This is a genomic window from Achromobacter sp. 1014246743, assembly GCF_059760725.1.
In genome coordinates this window covers 1-22,523 of record NZ_JCBANA010000027.1, presented here as the reverse complement: position 1 = coordinate 22,523, position 22,523 = coordinate 1, and the positions used below count along the sequence as shown (strand labels likewise).

General features: G+C 67.7%; 19 protein-coding genes. 10 read left to right on the top strand and 9 right to left on the bottom strand.

Going from position 1 to position 22,523, the window contains the following annotated elements; translation table 11 throughout:
- Positions 1–2 precede the first annotated feature (2 nt).
- Genes AC6LJ2_RS13360 through AC6LJ2_RS13350 form a run of 3 tightly spaced genes read left to right on the top strand, consistent with a single transcriptional unit; the run spans position 3 to position 3,402 of the window.
- Complete coding sequence (locus AC6LJ2_RS13360; protein ID WP_263909625.1) at positions 3–1,118, top strand: glycosyltransferase family 4 protein; 1,116 nt, start codon at positions 3–5, stop codon at positions 1,116–1,118.
- Positions 1,115–2,272 carry a glycosyltransferase family 4 protein gene (locus tag AC6LJ2_RS13355; RefSeq protein ID WP_498151549.1) on the top strand — a complete coding sequence of 386 codons (1,158 nt, stop codon included), beginning with the start codon at positions 1,115–1,117 and terminating at the stop codon, positions 2,270–2,272. Before AC6LJ2_RS13360 ends, AC6LJ2_RS13355 begins: the two co-directional genes overlap by 4 nt.
- Entirely contained in the window at positions 2,269–3,402 is a 1,134-nt protein-coding gene (locus AC6LJ2_RS13350; RefSeq protein ID WP_445657530.1) for a glycosyltransferase family 4 protein, read from the top strand. Before AC6LJ2_RS13355 ends, AC6LJ2_RS13350 begins: the two co-directional genes overlap by 4 nt.
- Positions 3,403–3,453: 51 nt before the next feature.
- On the opposite strand, the gene AC6LJ2_RS13345 is transcribed toward AC6LJ2_RS13350, so the two are convergent.
- From AC6LJ2_RS13345 to AC6LJ2_RS13335, 3 genes are all read right to left on the bottom strand, one after another.
- A complete protein-coding gene (locus AC6LJ2_RS13345; protein WP_498151548.1) occupies positions 3,454–5,130 on the bottom strand; it encodes a gamma-glutamyltransferase family protein in 1,677 nt (558 codons plus the stop codon).
- A gap of 68 nt (positions 5,131–5,198) precedes the next feature.
- On the bottom strand, positions 5,199–6,764 hold the full coding sequence (gene pgi, locus AC6LJ2_RS13340; RefSeq protein ID WP_498151558.1) for a glucose-6-phosphate isomerase: 1,566 nt from the start codon (positions 6,762–6,764) through the stop codon (positions 5,199–5,201).
- A complete protein-coding gene (locus AC6LJ2_RS13335; protein ID WP_498151547.1) occupies positions 6,765–8,156 on the bottom strand; it encodes a phosphomannomutase/phosphoglucomutase in 1,392 nt (463 codons plus the stop codon). It abuts the gene before it with no gap.
- Positions 8,157–8,425: 269 nt separating this feature from the next.
- Between AC6LJ2_RS13335 and AC6LJ2_RS13330 the strand changes: the two genes are divergently transcribed.
- The 5 genes from AC6LJ2_RS13330 (at position 8,426) to AC6LJ2_RS13310 (ending at position 13,562) form a co-directional block, all read left to right on the top strand.
- Positions 8,426–9,094 carry a BPTD_3102 family carboxylase-like protein gene (locus tag AC6LJ2_RS13330; protein WP_263909636.1) on the top strand — a complete coding sequence of 223 codons (669 nt, stop codon included), beginning with the start codon at positions 8,426–8,428 and terminating at the stop codon, positions 9,092–9,094.
- 60 nt (positions 9,095–9,154) lie between these two features.
- The gene (locus tag AC6LJ2_RS13325) at positions 9,155–10,570 is read left to right on the top strand and encodes an FAD-binding oxidoreductase (RefSeq protein WP_498151546.1); all 1,416 of its coding nucleotides are present in this window, start codon (positions 9,155–9,157) and stop codon (positions 10,568–10,570) included.
- 40 nt (positions 10,571–10,610) lie between these two features.
- Complete coding sequence (locus tag AC6LJ2_RS13320) at positions 10,611–11,324, top strand: response regulator transcription factor (protein WP_445657527.1); 714 nt, start codon at positions 10,611–10,613, stop codon at positions 11,322–11,324.
- Complete coding sequence (locus tag AC6LJ2_RS13315; RefSeq protein ID WP_263909642.1) at positions 11,321–12,652, top strand: sensor histidine kinase; 1,332 nt, start codon at positions 11,321–11,323, stop codon at positions 12,650–12,652. Before AC6LJ2_RS13320 ends, AC6LJ2_RS13315 begins: the two co-directional genes overlap by 4 nt.
- Positions 12,653–12,845: 193 nt before the next feature.
- Positions 12,846–13,562: a phosphatase PAP2 family protein gene (locus AC6LJ2_RS13310; RefSeq protein ID WP_263909643.1), complete on the top strand. Its 717-nt coding sequence runs from the start codon at positions 12,846–12,848 to the stop codon at positions 13,560–13,562.
- On the opposite strand, the gene AC6LJ2_RS13305 is transcribed toward AC6LJ2_RS13310, so the two are convergent.
- The 5 genes from AC6LJ2_RS13305 to AC6LJ2_RS13285 form a co-directional block, all read right to left on the bottom strand.
- Entirely contained in the window at positions 13,514–14,797 is a 1,284-nt protein-coding gene (locus AC6LJ2_RS13305; RefSeq protein ID WP_445657526.1) for a TRAP transporter large permease, read from the bottom strand. The genes AC6LJ2_RS13310 and AC6LJ2_RS13305 overlap by 49 nt on opposite strands.
- Positions 14,788–15,351: a TRAP transporter small permease gene (locus tag AC6LJ2_RS13300; RefSeq protein WP_263909647.1), complete on the bottom strand. Its 564-nt coding sequence runs from the start codon at positions 15,349–15,351 to the stop codon at positions 14,788–14,790. The genes AC6LJ2_RS13305 and AC6LJ2_RS13300 overlap by 10 nt, the downstream gene beginning before the upstream one ends.
- Positions 15,352–15,360: 9 nt before the next feature.
- A complete protein-coding gene (locus AC6LJ2_RS13295) occupies positions 15,361–16,338 on the bottom strand; it encodes a TRAP transporter substrate-binding protein (RefSeq protein ID WP_263909648.1) in 978 nt (325 codons plus the stop codon).
- Positions 16,339–16,459: 121 nt separating this feature from the next.
- Positions 16,460–17,341 carry an SMP-30/gluconolactonase/LRE family protein gene (locus tag AC6LJ2_RS13290; RefSeq protein WP_498151545.1) on the bottom strand — a complete coding sequence of 294 codons (882 nt, stop codon included), beginning with the start codon at positions 17,339–17,341 and terminating at the stop codon, positions 16,460–16,462.
- Between the two features lie 14 nt (positions 17,342–17,355).
- Positions 17,356–18,195: an NAD-dependent epimerase/dehydratase family protein gene (locus AC6LJ2_RS13285; protein ID WP_498151544.1), complete on the bottom strand. Its 840-nt coding sequence runs from the start codon at positions 18,193–18,195 to the stop codon at positions 17,356–17,358.
- Positions 18,196–18,324: 129 nt separating this feature from the next.
- On the opposite strand from AC6LJ2_RS13285, the gene AC6LJ2_RS13280 reads away from it, so the two are divergent.
- Positions 18,325–19,053, top strand: coding sequence for a FadR/GntR family transcriptional regulator (locus tag AC6LJ2_RS13280; RefSeq protein WP_263909654.1), 729 nt, complete (start codon positions 18,325–18,327; stop codon positions 19,051–19,053).
- Between the two features lie 291 nt (positions 19,054–19,344).
- The gene (locus AC6LJ2_RS13275) at positions 19,345–21,240 is read left to right on the top strand and encodes an LTA synthase family protein (RefSeq protein WP_445657523.1); all 1,896 of its coding nucleotides are present in this window, start codon (positions 19,345–19,347) and stop codon (positions 21,238–21,240) included.
- A gap of 603 nt (positions 21,241–21,843) precedes the next feature.
- Here AC6LJ2_RS13275 and AC6LJ2_RS13270 read toward each other — a convergent pair.
- The coding region (locus AC6LJ2_RS13270) for an IS256 family transposase (protein WP_498151543.1) at positions 21,844–22,523 on the bottom strand (680 nt) is incomplete at its 5' end.

Below are 22,523 nucleotides of genomic sequence, written 5' to 3'. Positions count from 1 at the left end.
GAATGAAGATATTGATGCTGGTCAGTTCCATGCACGCCGGGGGCGCCGAGCGCGTGGCCGCCACGCTGGTCAACGCCTGGTCCGAACGCGGAGACGATGTCACCCTGACGCCGACCTACTCGTCCAAGGGAACCTGCTTCTATCCCCTGTCGGAAAAGGTCAAGCTGGAATGGCTGGCAGACCTGGCGGGTACCCGGGTGTCGGGGCCGCTGGCCGCGCTGCGGCGCCTGTTGGCGCTGCGCCGGCACATCCGCGATACCGCGCCGGATGTGGTGGTGTCGTTCCTGACCAACGTCAATGTCGCCGCCATCCTGGCGACGCGCGGATTGCGCGCGCCGCTCATCGTCTGCGAGCGCACCAACCCGGTGGCCGAGACCACCACCGGCACGGTGTGGCGTCGGCTGCGCCGCCTGCTGTATCCGCGTGCCGACATGGTCACGGTGCAGGCGGCCGACACGGCCGGCCCGTTTTCGCGCCAGGTGCCGGGCATCAAACGCCTGGCCGTGATTCCCAACCCGCTGCCCGCGCCGCTGCTGGATGCGCCGCTGGTGACGCAGAGCGATGACGGTTCGCCGCGCACGCTATTGGCGATGGGTCGGCTGGTGACCGACAAGCAGTTCGACCTCCTGATCGATGTGTTCGCGCAGCTGGCGCCCGATTTTCCGGACTGGAACCTGCGCATCTGGGGCGAAGGCCCCGAGCGCGGCGCGCTCGAACAACAGGTGGCACGGCTGGGCCTGCAATCGCGGGTCGCGCTGCCCGGCCGAACCGAAACGCCATGGGACGAATTGGCACGTGGCCAGGCCTTCGTGCTGAGTTCGCTGGTGGAAGGGTTTCCGAATGTGCTGCTGGAGTCCATGGCGCTGGGCCTGCCCTGCGCCGCATTCGATTGCCCGAGCGGCCCGCGCGAAATGACGCGCGACGGCCAGGACGCGCTGCTGGTGCCCGCTGGCGACCGCGACGCGCTGCGCGAGGCGCTGCGGCGCCTGCTGGGCGACATCGCGCTGCGCCAGCAGATGGGGGCGCGCGCCGCGGCCGCCGTGCGCCAGCGCTATGCGCTGGCCAGCGTGCTGTCGGAATGGGATGAACTGTTCGAAGCCGTCAGGGAAGGGCGATGAGCCAGGCCGCATTGCGTGTCGTGCACGTCATTACCGGCCTGGGGCAGGGCGGCGCCGAATCCGTGCTGTGGCGCCTGGCCACCTATCCGGACCCGGCCGTCGAACACGTGGTGGTGTCGCTCACCGACGAAGGCATCTACGGTGCGCGCTTGCGCGCCGCGGGGGTTGCCGTCCACGCGCTTGGCATGGCTCGCGGCCGCGTCAGCCTGGGCGGTTTCATGGCGCTGCGCCGTGTGATCGCGCAGGCCAAGCCGCACGCCGTGCAGACCTGGATGTACCACGCCGACCTGATCGGCGGCATGGCGGCCCGTCTGGCTGGCGTGCGCGCGATCGCCTGGGGCATTCGCAATTCGGGCGCCCATCTTGAGCGCAGCAGCCGCTCGGCGCGCATGGTGCTGCGTGCGTGCGCGGCCTTGTCCGGCGTTTTGCCCAGGGCGATTGTCTGCGCCGCGCAGAATGCCGCCGAACGCCATGCCGCCAAGGGCTACCGGCGCGACCGCATGGTGGTGATCTCCAACGGCTACGACCTGTCGCGCTACGCGCCGGACCTGGCCGCGCGCGAACGCGTGCGGGCCCAATGGGGCCTGGCCGGCGACGTGCCGGTGATTGGCTGCGTGGCCCGCTGGGACCCGCTCAAAGACCATGCCAACCTGCTGCGCGCGGTGGCCGCGCTGGTGCGTGACGGCCGCGATGCCGGCCTGCGCTGCGTGCTGGTAGGGCGCGGCATGACTGTGGACAACCCGGACTTGATGGCGCTGGTCGACAAACTGAACCTGCGCGACCGGCTGGTGCTGGCCGGCCCCAGTGACGACGTGCCTGCGGTGATGAACGGGCTGGACCTGCATGTGTTGTCCAGCTGCGCCGAAGGCTTTCCCAACGTGGTGGCCGAGGCGATGGCCTGCGGTGTCTATTGCGTGGCGACGGACGTGGGCGATGCTGCCTACATCATCGGCGAGACTGGCGTGGTGGTGCCGCCCGAGCAGCCCGAGGCGCTGGCGCGCGGCATCGAAACAGGCCTGCGTGAAGTGGCGTCACGTGGCCAGGGACGCGCAGGCGAGGCAGGGCGCGCCCGGGTGCTGGAAAACTTCGACCTGGCGCGGATGGTGCAAAGTTACATCGCGGTCTGGCGCCGCATTTCCGGAGAAACGGCATGAGCGCCGCCCGCCGTCTGCTGTTCGTCGTCAACAACCCCGCGTTCTTCATGTCGCACCGCGTGCCGCTGGCGCTGGCCGCCCAGCGCGCGGGCTACGACGTGCACGTCGCCACGATGGACGGCCCTGCGGTAGCGGATATCCAGGCGCTGGGCATGACGCACCACGCCATTCCCATGACGCGCAGCGGCAAGCATCCGCTGCAGGAGCTGGGCACGCTGCTGGCGCTTCTACGCCTGTTCCGCCGCCTGCGGCCGCAGGTGGTGCACCTGGTGACGATCAAGCCGGTGCTTTACGGCGGCATCGCCGCGCGCCTGGCCCGGGTGCCGGGCATGGTGGCGGCAATTTCCGGGCTGGGCTTCGTGTTCCTGTCCAACTCGCTGAAGATGCGGCTGGTGCGCGTCGTGGTGGCGCGGCTGTACCGCATTGCGCTGGGGCACCCCAACAGCCGCGTCATCTTCCAGAACGCCAGCGATCGCGACATGCTCAAGTCGCTGGGCGCGGTGCGTGACGAACAGGTGGTGCTGATCCGCGGCGCGGGGGTGGACCTGGACGACTACCGGGCGCAGCCCGAACCGGCCGCGCCGCCGGTGGTGGCGACCATGGTGGCGCGTCTGCTGCGCGACAAGGGTGTACAGGAATTCGTGCAGGCCGCCCGGCTGCTGCGCGAGCGCGGCGTGCCGGTGACCATGCGGCTGGTGGGCGGCGTGGACGCGGGCAATCCCGCTTCGGCCACGCAGGCCGAGGTGGACGCCTGGCAGCGTGAAGGGTGCGTCCAGGCCCTGGGCGAGCGTTCGGATGTGCCGCAGTTGTATGCGGCTTCGCACATCGCCGTGTTGCCCTCGTATCGCGAGGGTTTGCCCAAATCGCTGATCGAAGCGGCCGCGTGCGGCCGTGCCGTGGTGACGACCGATGTGCCGGGTTGCCGCGATGCGATCGACCCCGACAAGACGGGCTTGCTGGTGCCGGTGCGCGACCCGCAGGCGCTGGCGGATGCCATTGCCCGCCTGGCCGGCGATCCGGCGTTGCGGCAGGCCATGGGCGCGGCCGGCAGGGCCTTGGCCGAGCGCGAGTTCAACATCGAGCGCGTTGCCCGAATCCACGTGGACCTGTACGACACGCTGAGCGCGTAGCGCACTCGCCGGCCCGCTTGCGGCGCGGTTGGGCGCCGCCAGGCCTGGGTTCTAGCCGCCCAGCGCGGCGCCATCGCGGCGCGGGTCTGCCGCGCCATCCAGCCCTTGCGGCGTCACGCGAATCGCGGCGGCGCCGCTTTTCATTTCGACCTGTTCGACCTTGTGGCCTTGCGCCGCCAACTGCGCGGCCGTTTCGAGTGGCACACGGTCTTTTTCGACCTGGCTGCGGCCGGTGTTGCCCGCGACGTGCGGCAGCGCCAGCGCATCGGCCGGGCGCAGGCCCCAAGCCAGCGTGCCCACCACGGCCTGCGCGATGTAGTCGACGATGTAGCCGCCGCCGGCGGATCCCGTCACCAGCACCAGCTTGCCGTCGTGATCGAACACCATGGTGGGCGCCATCGACGTGACCGGCCGTTTGTTGGGCGCCATGGCATTGGGCGCATCCTTGCCATGGGCCGACGAGAAGTTGGTCAGGGCGTTGTTCAGGAAGAAGCCATGCGGCATCAGCCAGGAACCGAAGTTCAGGTTGATGGTGGTGGTCATGGACAAGGCGTTGCCATGCGCATCGACGATGGCGACCTGGCTGGTCTCGGTGGTGCCAGGGGCCTCGGCGCCGGCCGGCGCCGGCACGCCCGCGAACACGCCGGGGCGCGGATGCACGGCTGCCTTGCCGGACAGCAAAGCGGTGCGCTGCTCGACGTAGGCGGGCGAGATCAACTGGCGCACCGGTGCCTGGACCTGGTCGGGGTCGCCGATATAGGCCAGCCGGTCGGCGCGCGCGATACGGGCCGTATCGATCAGCATATGGTCGGCCGCGGCCGAGCCGGGGGCCAACCTGTCGATGCGGCGTTGCGACAGCATGCCCAGTTGCTGCAAGACAGAGACGCCGCCGAAGCTGGGGGGCGGAAAGGTGCAGACCTTCCAGGACAGGAAGGGGCCGCAGATCGGCGAGCGTTCGGCCGGACGATACGCGGCCAGGTCCTGGGCCTGGATCAGGCTGGGATACTTGCCGGCGCGGGTTACGGCCAGGATATCGGCGGTGAGGGCGCCCTGGTTGATGGCTTCGGGGTCGGCGGCTACCTTGCGCAGCGCATCGGCCAGCAGCGGGTTGCGCACCGTGGCACCGACCGGCAGCAACTGCCCTTGGGAGTCGTAGAACACGCTCCGAATGGCGGGGTTCTCGGCCAGTTGCGGCAGGCGTTGCAGGCTGTCGTGCAGATAGGGCGACATCGGGAAGCCGTCTTCGGCGCTGTGGATGCCCGCCTGGAACAGGCTGGCCCAGGGCAGCTTGCCGTAGCGCTGGTGCGCCAGTGCCATGACACGCACGGTGCCAGGCACGCCTACCGGGCGACCATAGCGCGCCACGTCTTTCAGGGGCAGGGTTTCGCCGTTGACGTCGGTGCGCAGGCTGGCGGTGGTCCGTGCCGGCGCGGCGGCCAGGCCGTCCAGCGCCGACAGGGTGGCGTTGCCCTGGTCCCATACCAGCATGAGCGAGCCGCCGCCCAGGCCTGACGATTGGGGCTCGACGACGGTCAGCACCATCTGCACCGCGATGGCTGCATCGACGACGCTGCCGCCGCGCTTCAGGGCATCCAGGCCCGCGGCCGCGGCCAGCGGATTGGCGGCGGCGACCATGCCCGGGGTGGTTTGCGCCTGGGCACTGGCTGCGGCGGCGGTCAGCGCCAGGAAGGCGAGAAGCCGGGTGGTGCGACGGGCTAGCGGATGCATGGGGCGCTCCGGAATGGATGACGGGCCATTATTGGCCCGTCATCCAGCCCTGTCCATAGGGGGGGGCGTCAGCCGCGGCGCGAGATCGCGTCGATCCAGAATCGCGTGGAGGGGTCCTGGGGGGCGGCCTGCGAAGCGGGCGCGTCCAGCTCGCGGATGATGTTCTTGGCCAGCGCCTTGCCGAACTCCACGCCCCATTGATCGAAGGGATTGATGCCCCAGATCACGCCCTGTGTGAAGACCTTGTGCTCGTACAGCGCCAGCAGCGCGCCCAGCGCATAGGCTTCCAGGCGCGGCAGCACGATCAACGAAGACGGGCGGCCGCCGGGATGCACCTTGTGCTGCGCCAGCACCCGGGCCTTGGCGGGATCTTTTTCGGTCAGCGAGGTTTCGGCCAGCGCATCATCGAACGATTTGCCGCGCAGCAGCGCCGCGCGCTGGGCCAGGCAGTTGGCGATCAGCAGTTCGTGGTGGCGCGCATAGTCGTGGTCAGGCTGCTCGCACAGGATGAAATCGACGGGGGCGCCCGTCGATTCCTGGTGTAGCCATTGGAAGAACGTGTGCTGGCAATCGGTGCCCGACATGCCCCACACCGCCGGCCCGGTCGGGACGCCCGCCGGGCTGCCATCGGCCGTGGCGACCTTGCCCAGGGATTCCATTTCGAGCTGCTGCGCCCAGGGCACGATGTGGTACAGCCGGGAATCGTAGGGCGAGATGACCAGCGAGTCGTAGCCCAGCACGCTGCGGTTGACGACGCCGGCCAGCGCCAGTTGCAGGGGCGCGTTCTCGGCAAAGGGCGCGTGACGGAAGTGGTCGTCCATGGCCGCGGCCCCGGCCAGCAATTGGTCGAAGGCATCGTTGCCCAGGGCCAGCGCCACGGGCAGGCCGATGGCGGACCAGAGCGAATACCGGCCGCCCACCCAGTCCCAGATCTGGAAGATGTGGTCGGGCGAAATGCCCAGGTTGAGCGCCGCTTCGACGTTGGCGGTAATGGCCACCACCTGCTTGATCGGGTCGGCCACGCCGGCATCGCGCAGCCAGTTCATGGCGACCTCGGCGTTGGCCAGCGGTTCGGTGGTGGTGAAGGACTTGGAGGCGACGATGATCAGCGTGTTGTGCGGATCGAGCCGGCTCATGGCGTCGGCGACGGAGTGCGAATCGACGTTGGAGGCGAAGCGCACTTCGCGGCGTGCGGCGCCGTAGCGCAGGGCCCGCGTCACCAGGCGGGGGCCCCAGTCGCTGCCGCCGATGCCCAGGTGCAGCACGCAGCTGTAGCGCTTGGCGGCGTCGGCCTGCTGCACGAACTGGCGCACGCGTTCGCGCTCGGCCAGCACCGCGCTGGCGACCAGGGCAGGCGGCTGCGAGGCGCGCAGCGCGGTATGCCAGGCGGGGCGCTGTTCGGTCCAGTTGGCGTTGCCGCCGTCGAACAGTCGGGCGCGTGCGGCCTCGAAGCCTTGCTGCGCCAGCAGATCGGCCGCGGCCCCTTGCAGCTCGGGCGAGTGCGCTTGTGCGCTCAGGTCCAGGCGCAGGCCAGGAGCGTTGATCAGTCGCAGTTGCTCGCCGTCCAGGTTGGCGGTTTTTGCCGCGGCGGTGAAACGCTGCCAGGCGGGGCTGTTGGGCAAGGACATGGGAATCTAGAAAGGCAGCGTGGCGTCGGGGGCAAGTTTGGCCAGTTCGCGGCGGAAATCACCCTGGATGCGGGCCAGCGCCTCGGCCGTCTGCGCCTCGAAGCGCAGCACCACGACGGGCGTGGTGTTGGAGGGACGCGCCAGGCCGAAGCCGTCTGCGTATTCGGCCCGCACCCCGTCGATGGTCACGACGCGCACGGCGTCCGGGAACTGGCCCTGCTCTTGCAGCGCCTGCACCAGCGTGAAGGGCTGGCCCTCTTCCATTTCCAGCTTCAGTTCGGGCGTGGAAATGTCTTGCGGCAACGCTTCCAGCGGCGCGCCGGCATCGGCGAAGCGGGACACGATCTCCAGCAGGCGGGCGCCGGTGTAGAGACCGTCGTCAAAGCCGTACCAGCGTTCCTTGAAGAAGATGTGGCCGCTCATTTCGCCGGCCAGCGGGGCGCCCGTTTCGGCCAGCTTGGCCTTGACCAGCGAGTGGCCGGTTTTCCACATCAGTGGTTCACCGCCTGCGGCCTGCACCGACAGGCCGACGTGTCGGCTGCATTTGACGTCATAGATGATGGTGGCGCCGGGGTTGCGGTCCAGCACGTCGCGGGCGAACAGCACCAGTTGCCGGTCGGGCCAGATGATCTGTCCCGATTTGGTCACCACGCCGAGGCGGTCGCCGTCGCCGTCGAACGCCAGCCCCAGCTCGCAATCGGTGGTGGCCAGGCAGTGGATCAGGTCTTGCAGGTTCTTGGGTTCGGCCGGATCGGGATGATGGTTGGGGAAGGTGCCGTCGACTTCGCAGAACAGCTCGGTGACTTCGCAGCCCAGCGCGCGGAACAGCTGCGGCGCAATGGCACCGGCCACGCCATTGCCGCAGTCGATCGCGATTTTCATGGGGCGCGCCAGCTTCACGCCGGACGCCACCCGGGCGATGTAGGAGGCCACCAGGTCCAGTTCGCGGCGCACGCCCGGCCGTGCCGCCGGGGCAGCAGGGGCGCCATTCATGACGCGGGCCAGGGCCTGCACGTCTTCGCCATACAGGGCGCGACTGCCCATCATCATCTTGAAGCCGTTGTATTTGGGCGGATTATGGCTGCCGGTGATGGCAACGCCCGAGCCGGTCTGCATGGTGTTCGCAGCGAAATACACCAGCGGCGTGGGTACCTGGCCGATGTCCAGGGTGTCGACACCGCCTTCCAGCATGCCTTCCTGCAACGCTTGCGACAGCATTTCGCTGCTCAGGCGGCCATCGCGGCCCACCACCAGCGTCTGGATGCCCTGGGCCTGCGCAAGGGCGGCCAGCGCCACGCCCAGCGAACGGGCGAAGCGGGCGTCGATCAGGTCCGGGACGGTGCCGCGGATGTCATAGGCCTTGAATACCGAGGCGGGAAATTGCGTGTTGTCGGCCACGACGGTTCCTTATTCCATTAACGATATGGCGTGCAGCGGGCAGGGCATTGCGAGGAAATCCGGCCATGTCTGCTGGTTAACCCCTACGCCGGAAGCACCGGACGGGCGGGGCACAAACGTGAATTATCCCCCATTGGGGCGGGGCGCATCATCCGGCGGCCGCCGTAGGGCGTCAAGCGGCTTGCGCAAGGGCAAGGCCAAGGGCCCGAAAGTTGCGGGTCATCCGAAGGTGATACGCTTGTCATGCAAGTGGAAAGACCGGAGGGGCCATGGGAGCCAAAGTATCCACAGTCATGTCATCGGGCGGCGCCAGACGCAGGCGGGGCCCGCCCACGGACTTCGCCGGCCCTGCCGCCGGGCGTGAGCGCCGGCTCGACATCCACGTATTCGTATCGCCCGAGGGCGACCTGGCGACCGGCCGGGCCTGGGAGCGTTGCGTCTGGCGCGATGCCCGGGTGCTGATCGCCGAATGTCCGGCGCCGCACCTGCCGGCCTCCATCGAACGCGCGCTGCGTGCCATTGCGGCCAGCGTCGCGCGCGATCGTGCCTGGAAAGGCATGGGCACCGTGGCCTTTTCGCTGGACGACCGCAGCGGGGTCTTTCGCGTGATCTGCGCCGAATCGCAACCGCGCTCGGGGGCGGCGGTGGCCGATTTCGAACCCGTTGCCGCGCATGCGCTGGAAGTGCGCATCGACGGCTGCGCTGAGCGCCGCAAACCCTGCACCCGCCTGCTGGTGTGCGGAGCCACGCGCGGCGAAGCCCTGCGGCGCGCTTACCGCGCGCTGTCCGAAATGCCTGGCCCCGCCGGGGTGGACAGGGCCTTCCTGATGAATCGCATCGCGTCGCGGGCCTACTGCACGGGCCTGACGGGCACCCGACTGGATCAGGCGGTCGGTCAGGCCGGACGGGCGCCCGAGGCGCCGCTGCCTCTACAATAGGCCGCATCTCCCTTGAACAGCGTCCGGGCGCGGCCCGGCGCGATTTCCTGTGCGGCGCGTATGAATTTGCTGAGCGATTTGCAGTCCCTCCTGGGCGAGTCCCATGTGCTGACCGGCGCGGATGCCGATTCCTACGTGCTGGACTGGCGTCGGCGCTACCGCGGTGCGGCCTTGGCGGTGATCCGCCCGGGCTCCACCCAGGAAGTGGCAGACGCCATCAAATTGTGCGCGCGCCACGGCGTGCCGGTGGTGCCGCAGGGCGGCAATACCGGCCTGTGCGGGGGCGCCACGCCCGACGATTCCGGCAACGCCGTGGTGCTGTCCACCGCCCGCCTTACCCGGGTGCGCGCGCTGGATACCGACAATGACACGATCACCGTCGAAGCCGGCTGCATCCTCCAGGCGGTGCAGGAGGCCGCGGCCAACGCGGGCCGCCTGTTCCCGCTGAGCCTGGCGGCCGAAGGCAGCTGCACCATCGGCGGCAACCTGGCGACCAACGCCGGCGGCACGCAGGTGCTGCGCTACGGCAACACACGCGACCTGACCCTGGGGCTGGAAGTCGTGACCGCCGAAGGCGAGATCTGGGACGGCCTGCGTGGCCTGCGCAAGGACAACACCGGCTACGACCTGCGCGACCTGTACATCGGCAGCGAAGGCACGCTGGGCATCATCACGGCCGCCACGCTGAAGCTGTTCCCCCGGCCGGTGGCCTCGTGCACGGCGCTGCTGACCCTGGACAGCATCGACAACGCGGTGGAATTGCTGTCCCGCGCCCGCGCCGGCTTCGGTGCCGCATTGACCGGCTTTGAGCTGATGAGCGGCCACTGCCTGCAGGCCGTGGTGCGGCTGTTTCCGCAGCAGCGCCTGCCCTTTGAAGGAGAATCCGCCGCCTCGCCCTGGTTCGCGCTGCTGGAACTGTCCGACAGTGAAAGCGAGACCCACGCGCGCGAGCGCTTCGAGACCGTGCTGGGCGAGGCCATCGAGGCCGGCCTGGTGAATGACGCCGCCATCGCCGCCAACGTGGCGCAGAGCAAGGCGCTCTGGCACCTGCGCGAAAGCATCCCGCTGGCCGAGGCCGAGCTGGGCAAGTCCGTCAAGCATGACGTGTCCATTCCCATCTCTGCCATCGCCGGGTTCGTACACCAGACCAACGCCTTGCTGCAGGCGCGCTTTCCGGGCGTGCGGCACGTGATCTTCGGCCATCTGGGCGACGGCAACCTGCATTACAACGTGGCCAATGCGCCGGGCCAGACCGAAGCTGAACTGCTGGCGCTGCAAAGCGACATCTACGGCGTGGTGCACGACAGCGTGCATGCCCACGCCGGCTCGATCAGCGCCGAACATGGCGTCGGCCAACTCAAGCGCGACGAACTGCCGCGCTACAAGAGTCCGGTCGAACTGGCGCTGATGCGCCGCATCAAGCGCGCGCTCGACCCGCAAGGCCTGATGAATCCCGGCAAGGTGCTGCAGGCCTGACGCGGGGCGCTCAACCTTTCTTTCCATGGGGAATGCAACGATGGCGGCCAGTCCCGCAGCGGGTGAGAATCAACGGATCCTGATCGTCGAAGACGATCACATCATCGCCGGCAACCTGTACACCTTCCTGGAAGCGCGCAAGTTTCTGCCGGACGTGGCCTACAGCGGCCCGGCCGCGCTCAAGCGCCTGGAAGAGCAGCGATTCGACGCGATGATCCTGGATATCGGCCTGCCGGGCATGGACGGCAACGCGGTGCTGCACGCGCTGCGCAACGAGAAGCGCCTTGCGCTGCCGGTGCTGGTGCTGACCGCGCGCGACAGCCTCGAAGACAAGCTGGCCGGCTTTTCCCATGGTGCCGACGACTACCTGACCAAACCGTTCGCGCTGCTGGAGGTCGAAGCCCGCCTGCTGGCGCTGATCCAGCGCGCCAAGGGTTCCACGGTGGACACGGTGCGGGTGTTTGGCGACCTGCAGTACGACACGCGCAGCCGCATGGTGTCCATCGCAGGCAAGCCGGTGCACCTGACGCGCAAGGCAACCATCATTCTTGAAGCGCTCTTGCGCGATCCGGGCAGGGTGGTGTCGCGGGAAGAGCTGGAAGCGCAACTGTGGGGCAGCGAACCGCCGTCTTCCGACGCCTTGCGCAGCCAGGTGCACCTGCTGCGCCGTGCGCTGGCCGACGCCGGCTTTGACGGCATCGAAACCCTGCACGGCACGGGCTGGCGGCTGGTGGCCAGCGGAGCGGCCGCATGAATCGGCCCTCGACAGGGGCGGGGACCCTGACCCAACGCGTGGTGTGGGCGTTGACAGGCACCGTGGCGTTGTTCGTCACCGCCCTGGCGTTGCTGGCCTACCTGACGTTCGACCAGATGGAAGACGACCTGGTCAACGACATCCTCAACACCGAAATGGACCGCCTGGTGCAGCACGCACGCACCAGCGACCAGTTCCTGCCGCGCCGCGGCGCCCGCGAACTGGGCGGGTCCATGCGGGCCTGGCTCAGCGTCGACGGCGAGCCGGCCGTCGGCATGCCCGAAGAGATCCGCGGGCTGGACAACGGCCTGCACCTGATCGAGCCCGGCGCCTACACCTGGCATGTGATGGTGGCTGAAACCGGCACCGGCAAGGTTTACCTGCTGTACGACGCGACCGACAACGAAGAGCGGGTGCATGATTTCGGGTTGATCGTGCTGGGTGTCGGAGCGATTTGCGTGGTGGGCGCCTATGCCTTGTCACGCAGGGTGGCCGCGGTGGCGGTCGGGCCGCTGCTTGACCTGACTGACCGCTTGTCGACCTGGGCGCCGGGGGCGCCCGACCTGGCGGTGACCCGTGACGACGAGGCGGGCCGGCTGATCGAGGCCTTCAACCGGGTGCAGAATCAGGTCGACCGATCGATCGCGCGCGAGCGCGAATTTGCCGGCAATCTCAGCCACGAGGTCCGGACCCCGCTGGCGGCCATCCGGTCCGACAGCGAACTGATGCTGTTGACGCAGGAACTGACCCCGGATCAGCGCCAGCGGTTGACGCGCGTGGTGGATAACGTCGATGACGTCATCGTCTGCCTGGAGAGTGCGCGCGCCATGGCCCGCGACCAACTGCGGCCCCCGGAACCGGTCGATCTGGCCGAGTGCATGCTGGACGCGTGGCGCGGCTATGAAACGCAGGCGGAAATGGCCGGTCTGCGGTTCGACAATCGCATCGCGGCGGACCACATCCGCATCCTGGACCGCTATGCCCTGCTGACCGTACTGCGCAACCTGGTGCGCAATGCGGTCGAACACGCCGCGCCGGCCACCCTGACCGCCAGCCTCGAGGCCGACGGTACCCTTTTGCTCCGAGACGACGGCAAAGGGATTGCGGCGGACGATCTGCCGTTCTTGTTCCGTCGCTACTACAGCGGCCGGATGCGCGATTCAGGTATGGCCGGGCGGGACGAAACCGCCCGCGGCCTGGGGCTGGCGATCGCCAAGCGGGTTTGCGACATGCAGGGCTGGACGCTGACAGTCGATTCCTCCCGCGAAGGCGACAATCGCGGCACGCGCTTTACGCTGCGGCTGGATACGGCCGGCGCAGCGGCTTGAGCGGGTGGCTCAGGGGGCACGCACGAGCGGGATGGCAGTGCGTGAGCGAATTTGACGAATTTTCGACTATTCCGAGCCTAAGCTGTCCGCTTCGGCCGACCGCCGCCGCCCCGTGCCCTTCATGCCACCGTTATCCCTGCCTGCGTCTGCCAGGCCGACGTCTGCTTCCTATTTCTTCACGCATGTCCTTGGCGTGACGCTGATGCTCGCCTGCCTGGCGTGGTGGGCAAACGCGTCAGGCCTGGACCTGGCGATCGGACGGGCGTTGTTCAGCCCCGCGCTGGATGATTTCCCATTGCATACCAACCGCTGGCTCGAACTGGTGGGGCATCGCATGGTCCTCACCCTGCCCATCGGCATCGCCCTGGGCGCCGTGGCGGTTGCCGCCGCCAGCTACCGCATCCCGGCCTGGCGTCCGTTGCGCGGTGCGGCGCTGGCCGTGGCCTTGACCTGCCTGGTCGGACAGTTGGCGGTCAACCAGCTCAAGCACTACACCACGTTGCCGCGTCCCTATGACCTGGACACCCTGGGCGGCTACACGCCGTATCCCTTGTCCTGGTGGACCTGGGACCGGAGCAAGGCGGGGGGCGCCCTGCCCAGCGGGCATGCCGGCGCCGGTTATTCCATGCTGACCCTGTATTTCGCCGGTTGGGCGGCCGGGCGGCCGGGCTGGCGGTGGTGGGGGTTGGCAGCGGGCGTGGTGGCCGGTGTGGCGTTTTCCGCCGTACGCATCCTTCAAGGGGCGCACTTCCTGAGCCAGACGCTTTGGTCCGCGGCCTTGATGTGGCTGCTCGCGGCGCTGTTCTTCTGGCCGGTGCTGCGGGGACGGAACGCCAGCGGCGCGTCCCCGCTTCCAACGGTTCAGTTGAGCAGCACGCCGGGCAGCCATAGCGAGAACGCCGGCACGTAGGTCACCAGCGCCAGGGCCGCCAAGAGCGCGCCGTAGAACGGCCAGATCGTTCGCATCACCGTGCCCACCGAGACGCCGCCGATGGCGCAGCCCACGAACTGCGTCGTGCCCACCGGCGGTGTGTTCAGCCCCAGTGCGCAATTGAGCAGCATCACCATGCCGAACTGCACCGGGCCCATGCCGTACTGCATGCAGATCGGCAGGAAGATCGGCGTGCAGATCAGGATGGTCGCGGCCATGTCCAGGAAGGTCCCGAGCACGAACAGGATGACGTTGACCATCAGGAAGATGGCCCAGGGGCTGGTGGACACCGACGCCATCAGTTCGCCGGTCTTCTCGGCCACGCCATAGAAGCTGATCAGGTAGCCGAAGGTGGCAGAAATGCCGATCAGCAGCAGCACCACGCCGGTCGTCTTGACCGCCTTGCTGGCGGCGCGCACGAACTGGTCCCAGGTCAGCGAGCGATAGACGAAGATGGTCAGCGCCAAGGCGTACAGCACCGCCACCGCGGCCGATTCGGTTGCGGTGAAGACGCCGCTCAGGATGCCGGCGATGATCAGCACCACCACGAACAGCCCCGGCGCCGCCGCCACCAGCGAGCGCGCGACGATGACCCAGCCGGGGAACGTGCCTGCCGGGTAGCCGCGGCTGCGCGCCACGAAATAGGCCGCCGCCAGGTTGCACAGCGTCAGGATCAGCGCGGGCACGACGCCCGCGGCGATCAGGGCGGCGATGGACACCTTGCCGCCCGCGGCCAGCGTGTAGATGATGATGTTATGGCTGGTGGGCATCAGCGCGCCGACCAGCGCCGCGTGGGTCGTGACGTTGACGGCGTAGTCGGCGTGATAGCCCTCGCGCTTCATCATCGGGATCATCACCGAACCCATCGCCGACACGTCCGCCACGGGCGAACCCGACACGCCGCCGAACAGCGTGCAGGCCACCACGTTGGACATGCCCAGGCCGCCGCGTACGTGCCCCACCAGCGATTTGGCGAAGGCCACGATGCGGTCGGCGATGCCGCCGTACAGCATCAGCTCGCCGGTAAAGATGAAGAACGGGATGGCCAGGAACGAAAACGCGTTCATGCCCGAGGTCATCTGCTGGAAGGCGACCGCCAGCGGCAGGTCTTCGTACATGATGGCCGTGATGGACGACAGGCCGATGGCGAAGGCCACCGGCACGCCGATCACCAGGAAGCCCATGAAGGTGAACGAGAGTAGGGTCAGCGCCATGCCGGTACCACCTTCTGGTTGCGCAGCAGGGCGATGACGTGCTCGATGGAAAAGAGCGCGATCAACGTGCCGGACAGGGCTGCAGGAATGTATTTCCAGCCATTGGAGATGCCCAGGTTGGGAATCTTGTAGAGCCAGACGGATTCGGCGAGCAGGGCGCAGTTCCAGGCCATCAGCACGCCGAACAGCAGCACCAGCAGATGGATGAATATCTTCAGGCGACGCTGGCCGGCCGCGGGCAGCGCGTCCACCAGCGACTCGAAGCCGATGTGGCCGGCATCGCGCACGCCTACCGCCGCGCCCAGCATGGTGACGTACAGCACCAGCAGCAAGGCCAGGCTTTCGGCCCAGGTGGGCGTGCTGTTGAGCACATGGCGGCCGAAGATCTGCAGCGATACGGCGACGATCAGGCAGACCAGCCCGAACACGCTGGTCCACATGCACAGGCGCGCCAGCTTGGCGCAGCCGCGGGAGTAGGCGTCCAGCGGGGCAGCCAGGGCATGCGCCCGGCCCCCCGCCGCGACATCCGGTTCATTCGTGGAGGTAGCCAACATGATGTTCCCTTACTGGACGGCCTGGATCCTGGCGACCAGGTCTTTCATGTCGGGGGTGGTGACGTAGCGGTCATAGACCGGCTTCATCGCCGCCTGGAACGAGGCCTTGTCTACCTCGACGATCTGCGAACCGGCCTTCTCGACCACGGCGCGGGACTTCTGTTCGCGCTCGTCCCACAACTTGCGCATGTAGGGCACCGATTCGCGTGCAGCCTCGCGCAGGATCTTCTGGTCGTCGGCCGACAGCTTGTCCCACTGCCGCTTCGAGAAGATGAGTATCTCGGGCGTCATGGTGTGGTCGGTCATGGCGTAGTACTTGGCCACTTCGTAGTGGTGCGCGCTCTCGTAGCTGGGGTAGTTGTTCTCGGCCGCGTCCACCAGCCCCGTCTTGAGCGAGGTGTAGACCTCGCCCATCGGCATCGGCGTGGCGTTGCCGCCCATCGCTTCCACCATGGCCACCGACAGGTCCGACTGCTGCACCCGGATCTTCAGGCCCTTGGCGTCGGCCAGCGTCTTGATCGGCTTGTTGCGCGTGTACATCGAACGCGAGCCGCTGTCATACCAGGCCAGGCCCACGAAGCCGGCCGACTCGCACGAACGCAGGATCTGCTCGCCAATGTCGCTGTCCAGCACCTTGTGCAAGTGCTCTTTGGAGCGGAACAGGAACGGCAGCGACGGCACCCGCGTGGTCTGGCAGATGTTGTGCATGGCGGCGCTGGAGACGCGCGCCATGGCCAGCGCACCCATCTTCACTTGTTCGATCGAATCGTCTTCGTTGCCCAGCGCGGCGCCGGCATACACCTTGACGGTGATGCGGCCGTTGGTGCGCTGCTTGACCTGTTCGCCGAACTGGCGCACGGCTTGCACGGTGGGGTAATCGTCGGGATGGATATCCGCGGAGCGCAGCTCGGCGGCATGGGTCGCGGGAATCAGCGTCAGCAAGGCAGCCGCGGCCAGGAGGGCGCGGGTCAGGGTCGGGGCAAGCATGTCTACCTCCGGTAGGGAGTACGGCGTTTCGTTGAGGGCCCATGGGGCCCCGAAGCTCTTTGATGTGTCGGACCTGCCTACTACTCATGCGTGGGCGCAAGGCTTGCGCCGCGGTCGGGTGCTAGCCGGCGCTTGCGGTTTCCTCCAGCCCCCGCGCGCCGGGGCGCAGGGCAAAGACGGCGCCGGCCAGGGAGCCGGGGGCCGCGTCCGCGGGGCGGATGGACGTGACGAACAGCACATCCAGGTCCGGCCCGCCGAAGGCGCACATCGCGACTCGCGGGGCGGGCACGTCGACGCTGCGGTCCAGCCGGCCGTCCGGTGTGTAGCGGTAGATGCGGCCCGCTTCGTTGCCGCAGATCCAGTAGCCGCCGTCGGCGTCCACGGCCGCGCCGTCGGGGCGGCCGGCGGGCAGCTTCGGGATGAACACGCGGCGGTTGCTCGGCACGCCGGTGTCGGTGTCGTAGTCGTAGGCCCAGACCACCTGCCGTGCCGGATGCGAATCCGACAGGTACAGGGTGCGGCCGTCGGGGCTGAATGCCAGGCCGTTGGGCACGATCAGGTTGTCGATCACGGCATGCAGCGCGTCGCCGCCGTCATGCCGGTACAGGCGGCCGGCCTGGCTGGCCAGGCTCATGTCCATGACCATGGTGCCGGCCCAGAAGCGGCCCTGGCGGTCACAGCGGCCGTCGTTGAAGCGCATGCCGGGCGCCCCATGCTGCACGCAGACCAGCGACTGCGGCAGGCAAGCCTGCCCCGCGACCAGCGGCCCGCAGGCGTACAGCCCGTCTTCCATGGCCAGCAGCCAGCCGTCGCCGCGCGGCGCGATGCAGCCGGCCATCTGCGGCAGCGCCCAGTGGTCGATCGCGCCGTTGGCCGGCGTCCAGCGCCAGAGTGCACGGCCAGGGATGTCGGTCCAATAGAAGGATTGCTCGGCGGCGCGCCAGACCGGGCTTTCGCCCACGCCGCAGAGCTGGGTGCCGATGCGTTCAGCGGAGGTCGCCATGGCGGGGGCGGGAATCAGCGGGGCGGAAAGGGGAAGGGGCCGGCCTTGACGAAGGCGCCGCCCTGGTAGCGGGCGGCCGGGTCGTCGGCGGGCAAGGGCGGCTGCGCCTCGACCTGGGCACGGAAGGTTTCGGACGAGTCCTTGGGCGCGAAACCCAGCGCGGCGGCGCGGGCATTGTCCCACCAGCTGTCTCGGTTGGCCGACGCGCCGTAGGCGATCAGGTGGCCGACGCCCGGCGTGAAGAGGGATCGCACCACCAGGTCGGTCAGGTCGTCATAGCTGAGCCAGGTGACCATCATGCGGCGATCCTTGGGCTCGGGAAACGACGAGCCGATGCGCAGGCAGACCGTCTCGATGCCGTAGCGATCGTAGTAGAAGCGCGACAGGTTTTCGCCGTAGGCCTTGCTCAGGCCGTAGTAGCCGTCGGGGCGCAGCGGCACGTCGGCATCGAGTTGCGCGCCTTGTTCGTAGAAGCCGATCACGTGGTTGGAACTGGCGAACACCACGCGCCGCACGCCATGGACGCGGGCAGCTTCGTACACGTGGTACACGCCCTGGATGTTGGCCGGCAGGATTTCCTCGAAAGAACGTTCCACGGAAACGCCGCCCAGGTGCACAATGGCGTCGACGCCGCGCACCAGTTCGGACACGGCGGCGGCGTCGGCCAGGTTGCAGGGCATGACCTCTTCGCCGGGGCCGGCGGGCGCCATCGCTGCCACGTCGGAAACCCGCAGCACGTCGGCATGGGCTTTCAAGCGTGGCCGCAGTACCTTGCCCAGGTTGCCGGCCGCGCCGGTCAATAGCAGGCGATGGCAACGCGGAGAAGCGGGCATGCGGTCGACAACTTGGCTCATGGCGCAACACTCGGTGGATGGCGCGGTGGAGAGGACGTATCTGGTACGTTATCGTACAACCTGCCCAAAGTATAATAACCACGAAATTTTGCAGTCAAGCTCCACGCAACCGCTTTCGGATAATCCCTGATGAACGCTCCTGTCGATACCCCCGTCTTGCCGCAGCGTCGTCCCCGCAACCTGGCCCAGGGCCTGGTCGAGAGCATCTCCGAACGCATCCGGAGCGGCGAGATCCGCCCGGGCGACAAGCTGCCCACGGAGTCCGAAATCATGCGGCAGTTCGGCGTCAGCCGTACTGTCGTGCGCGAAGCCCTGTCGCGGCTGCAGGCTTCAGGCCTGGTCGAAACCCACCATGGCGTGGGTACCTACGCGCTGGAGCCCAGCGGCGGCGGCGATTTCCGCGTGGACCCGGCCGATATCGCCACCGTGCGCGACGTGCTGGTGCTGCTGGAACTGCGCATCTGCCTGGAAAGCGAGGCCGCGGGCCTGGCCGCGATCCGCCGCAGCGAGGCCCAGTTGGCCGACATGCGCCGCGCGCTGGACGCCTTCAAGAGCGCGCTGGATAGCGGCGGCGACACCATCACCCCCGATTTCCAGTTCCACCTGCTGGTATCCCAGGCCACCGACAACCGCTATTTCGCCGACCTGATGTCGCACCTGGGTTCGGCCATCATTCCCCGTACCCGCATCAATTCGGCCAAGTTCGCCCACGAAGACCGCCCCGCCTATCTGGCCCGGGTCAACCTGGAGCACGAAGACATCTACAGCGCCATCGTCCGCCAGGACGCCGAAGGCGCCCGCGCCGCGATGCGCACCCATTTGAGCAACAGCCGCGAGCGCTTGCGCAAGGTGCAATAAGGGCCAGGGCGCCGCCGCGGCGGCGCACCCCGCGTTGGGGCCGTCGCAGCGGACGATACGGCCATCAACCCGCCCGGGCGCGATGCCGGCGCAATTGAAATACGACGTCATACAACGTTTGTATGCTTCTGTTCGTCGTCCTGCCTTCGCGACTCGCCGCCGTCGGGGCCATGAAACCGCGTTAACCTTGTGGCCGTTTTCATTCACCGGACGGCACGGCATGGTTTGGCTCGGTCATCGTAGCGACGCATCAACACTAGGGCTTGGCAGCCGCCAGGGGAGGGCCGTCGCATGCGCCGCCTGACACTCCGGTTCATCCTGTCCGTCCTGATCCTGCTGACCCTCAGCCGGCTGGGCCTGGCGCTGTGGATGTGGGACCGCGTCGAAGCCGCCGGCGGCCTGTGGCCCGTGCTGTTCGGGGGCCTGCGCATCGACGTCTGCCTGCTGTCGATGGTGATCGCGCTGCCCGCGGTGTTCTCGCCGTGGTTCGGCCACCGCGCCTGGGGCGCCCGCGTCACGGCCTGGTGGTTCCGCCTCTGGTGGATGCTGTACGTGCTGCTGGAAGTGTCCACGCCGCAATTCATCGCCGAATACGACACGCGGCCCAACCGCCTGTACTTCATCTACCTGCTCAATCCTAAAGAAGTCGGCTCGATGCTGTGGCAAGGCTACAAGGGCGTGCTGCTCGCCGCCGCCATCGTGCTGATCCTGGCGGCCTGGCTGGCGATCAAGCTGTTCCCGGTGCGCGTGCGCGACCCGTTCATGGCATGGTGGAAGCGGCCGGTGGCGACGCTGGTCATCCTGGCCCTGGTCGTGCTGGGGGCCCGCGGCACGCTGGAACACCGCCCCATCAATCCGGCCAAGGTGGCATTCAGTTCCGACGCCATGGTCAATTCGCTGGCGCTGAACTCGCTGTATAGCGTGTTCGACGCCGCCTACCGCATGCGCGACGAACGCTCGTCGGCCGCGATGTATCCCAAGATGCCGGTGGACGAGATGAACGCCATCGTGCGAGAAAAAGCCGGCCTGTCCGGCCCGCCGCTGGACCCGCGCTACCCCAGCCTGCACGAACAGAAAGCCACCGTGCGTCGCGACAAGCCCTTGAACGTGGTGATCATCCTGCAGGAAAGCCTGGGCGCCCAATACGTCGGCAGCCTGGGCGGCAAGGACCTGACGCCCAACATCGACCGCCTGGCCAAGGACGGCTGGATGTTCCACCGCGCCTACGCCACCGGCACCCGTTCGGTGCGCGGCATCGAGGCCGTGACCGCAGGCTTCCTGCCCAGCGTGGCCGACGCCGTGGTGAAATTGCCGCGCTCGCAGACCGGCTTTTTCACGCTGGCACAGGTGCTGGGCAAGCACGGCTACCACTCGCGTTTCGTCTACGGCGGCGAATCGCATTTCGACAACATGCGCGCGTTCTTCCTGGGCAACGGCTTCAATGAAATCGTCGACCGTCCGAAGTTCGTGAACCCGGTATTCGAAGGTTCGTGGGGCGCGTCCGACGAAGACATGTTCAACCAGGTCGACCGCCTGCTGCGCGAAGACGGCGACAAGCCGGTCTTCACCCTGGCGTTCTCGGTCAGCAACCACTCCCCCTGGGAGTACCCCGCCGGCCGCATCCAGCCGGTGGGCGACCCGGCCAGCGTGGACAACACGGTGCGCTATGCCGACTGGGCGCTGGGCCAATTCTTCGACAAGGCCCGCCAGGCCCCGTACTGGAACAACACCGTATTCCTGGTCATCGCCGACCACGACTCCCGCGTCTACGGCTCGATCCCGGTCCCGGTGCGCCACTTCCAGATCCCCGCGCTGATCCTGGGCGCCGGCATCACCCCCCGCCAGGACGAGCGCATCGTGAGCCAGATCGACATGGCGCCGACACTGCTGTCCCTGATCGGCCTGGACAACGTGAACCCGATGCTGGGCGCAGATCTGACGCAACGAGATCCGAATCGGGCGCTGATGCAGTACGCAGATAATTTCGGCTATCTACGCGGCGACAAGCTGCTGGTTCTGGAACCGTCGAAGGCACCAAAAGAATATCGGTATGAGGCGGCGCCGGTGGGGCGTGATGAGATCTACGAACCTGTTGAGCCGGCAGACGATGCGCTTGTGAAAGAAGCTTTGGCGCATGGATTGTGGGGGAGTTGGGTCTATCGGGAAGAGAAGTATCGGTTGCCTTGAGTTGGGCTCTTGAGCCTGTTGAGTTCTTGAGCCGCGCTTGGCGGTGTCGGTGTGGGGTGGGCGGGGCTACGATTGCGGTCCGGAGCCTTCGCTCCGGACTGCCCCGTCGTCATCCTCGTCCAGGCCTTCGGCCTTCCCTACGGATTCCCTCGGGCGCATCTAACGCCCCGCCCACCCCACACCGACACCGCCAAGCGCTCACGTTGAAGATTAGCCTCGGGCGCTGGGGCGGGTGGTGTGCTTGGCATATTTATCCCCGTCAGAGTGGGGTGGGCGGGGTGGGGCGTTGCCCGCTTCGTGCCGGCCGCGCGGGCGGCCTTACGAAGCTTACGCGGCGTCTTGCGTGCACCGATGCCGCTCTCGCGTGTGGGTGGCGGGGTTGGTGGCGTGACGATGTCGCTCTTGTGTGTGTGCGATGCAGGTGGCATCGGCAATGCTGTTGGCCTGTAGCGGCGCGGATGCCGTGGCGTTCGACATGAATGTGCAGCGCCCGATGGGCGGCGCGCGAGATAGTCAGCATGCGCAAGCAGGGGACTGTCAGTATTTTTGTGTTTAAGGCAGTAAATGCCTGACCGAGGTTCGGTCAGGCCTATCGATGCTATCTCAGCGATACGGGTCAGTGAAGCGTTCGGCATAGATGATGGCGAACTGGTTCATGGCGGTTTTCCAGTCATGTGTGGCGCCACCCCAGCTCTCGGTAATGTTGCGCAGTACCAGCCAGAGCAGTTTGGTGGCCGCCTCGTCACTGGGGAAGTGGCCTCGGGTTTTGACCGCCCGACGCAACTGCGCATTGATGCTCTCGATGGCATTGGTGGTGTAAATCACCTTGCGGATGGCCGGGGGGAACATAAAGAACGGGATCACCCGGTCCCACGCTCGGCGCCAGGCATCGACGATCGGCGAGTAGCGTTGCCCCCAGGGCCCCCGCTCGAACTCTGCCAGGGCCGCCAGCGCGCCTTCGACAGTGGGCGCGGTATAAATGGGCTTGAGCGCCGCTGCGACCGTACGCCGCTCCTTCCAGCTGGCGTAGTCCAGGCTGGCGCGGATCAGGTGCACGATGCAGGTCTGTAGCGTCGTGGCCGGGAACACCGCGTTCAAGGCCTGCTCCATGCCCTTCAGACCATCGGTGACCGCGATCAGGATGTCCTGGGTGCCGCGGGTCTTAAGCTCGTTGAACACCTTCATCCAGAACTTGGCGCCCTCGGTCTGCTCGATCCACAGGCCCAGGATGTCCCGGGTGCCGTCCGGCAGCACGCCCAGCGCCAGGTACACCGCCTTGTTGC

Excerpts from the sequence above, each read along its gene's own strand:
- AC6LJ2_RS13360 (WP_263909625.1), top strand. The coding sequence starts at position 3 with ATGAAGATATTGATGCTGGTCAGTTCCATGCACGCCGGGGGCGCCGAG.
- AC6LJ2_RS13355 (WP_498151549.1), top strand. The coding sequence starts at position 1,115 with ATGAGCCAGGCCGCATTGCGTGTCGTGCACGTCATTACCGGCCTGGGG.
- AC6LJ2_RS13350 (WP_445657530.1), top strand. The coding sequence starts at position 2,269 with ATGAGCGCCGCCCGCCGTCTGCTGTTCGTCGTCAACAACCCCGCGTTC.
- AC6LJ2_RS13345 (WP_498151548.1), bottom strand. The coding sequence starts at position 5,130 with ATGCATCCGCTAGCCCGTCGCACCACCCGGCTTCTCGCCTTCCTGGCG.
- AC6LJ2_RS13330 (WP_263909636.1), top strand. The coding sequence starts at position 8,426 with ATGGGAGCCAAAGTATCCACAGTCATGTCATCGGGCGGCGCCAGACGC.
- AC6LJ2_RS13325 (WP_498151546.1), top strand. The coding sequence starts at position 9,155 with ATGAATTTGCTGAGCGATTTGCAGTCCCTCCTGGGCGAGTCCCATGTG.
- AC6LJ2_RS13320 (WP_445657527.1), top strand. The coding sequence starts at position 10,611 with ATGGCGGCCAGTCCCGCAGCGGGTGAGAATCAACGGATCCTGATCGTC.
- AC6LJ2_RS13315 (WP_263909642.1), top strand. The coding sequence starts at position 11,321 with ATGAATCGGCCCTCGACAGGGGCGGGGACCCTGACCCAACGCGTGGTG.
- AC6LJ2_RS13305 (WP_445657526.1), bottom strand. The coding sequence starts at position 14,797 with ATGGCGCTGACCCTACTCTCGTTCACCTTCATGGGCTTCCTGGTGATC.
- AC6LJ2_RS13300 (WP_263909647.1), bottom strand. The coding sequence starts at position 15,351 with ATGTTGGCTACCTCCACGAATGAACCGGATGTCGCGGCGGGGGGCCGG.
- AC6LJ2_RS13295 (WP_263909648.1), bottom strand. The coding sequence starts at position 16,338 with ATGCTTGCCCCGACCCTGACCCGCGCCCTCCTGGCCGCGGCTGCCTTG.
- AC6LJ2_RS13290 (WP_498151545.1), bottom strand. The coding sequence starts at position 17,341 with ATGGCGACCTCCGCTGAACGCATCGGCACCCAGCTCTGCGGCGTGGGC.
- AC6LJ2_RS13285 (WP_498151544.1), bottom strand. The coding sequence starts at position 18,195 with ATGAGCCAAGTTGTCGACCGCATGCCCGCTTCTCCGCGTTGCCATCGC.
- AC6LJ2_RS13280 (WP_263909654.1), top strand. The coding sequence starts at position 18,325 with ATGAACGCTCCTGTCGATACCCCCGTCTTGCCGCAGCGTCGTCCCCGC.
- AC6LJ2_RS13275 (WP_445657523.1), top strand. The coding sequence starts at position 19,345 with ATGCGCCGCCTGACACTCCGGTTCATCCTGTCCGTCCTGATCCTGCTG.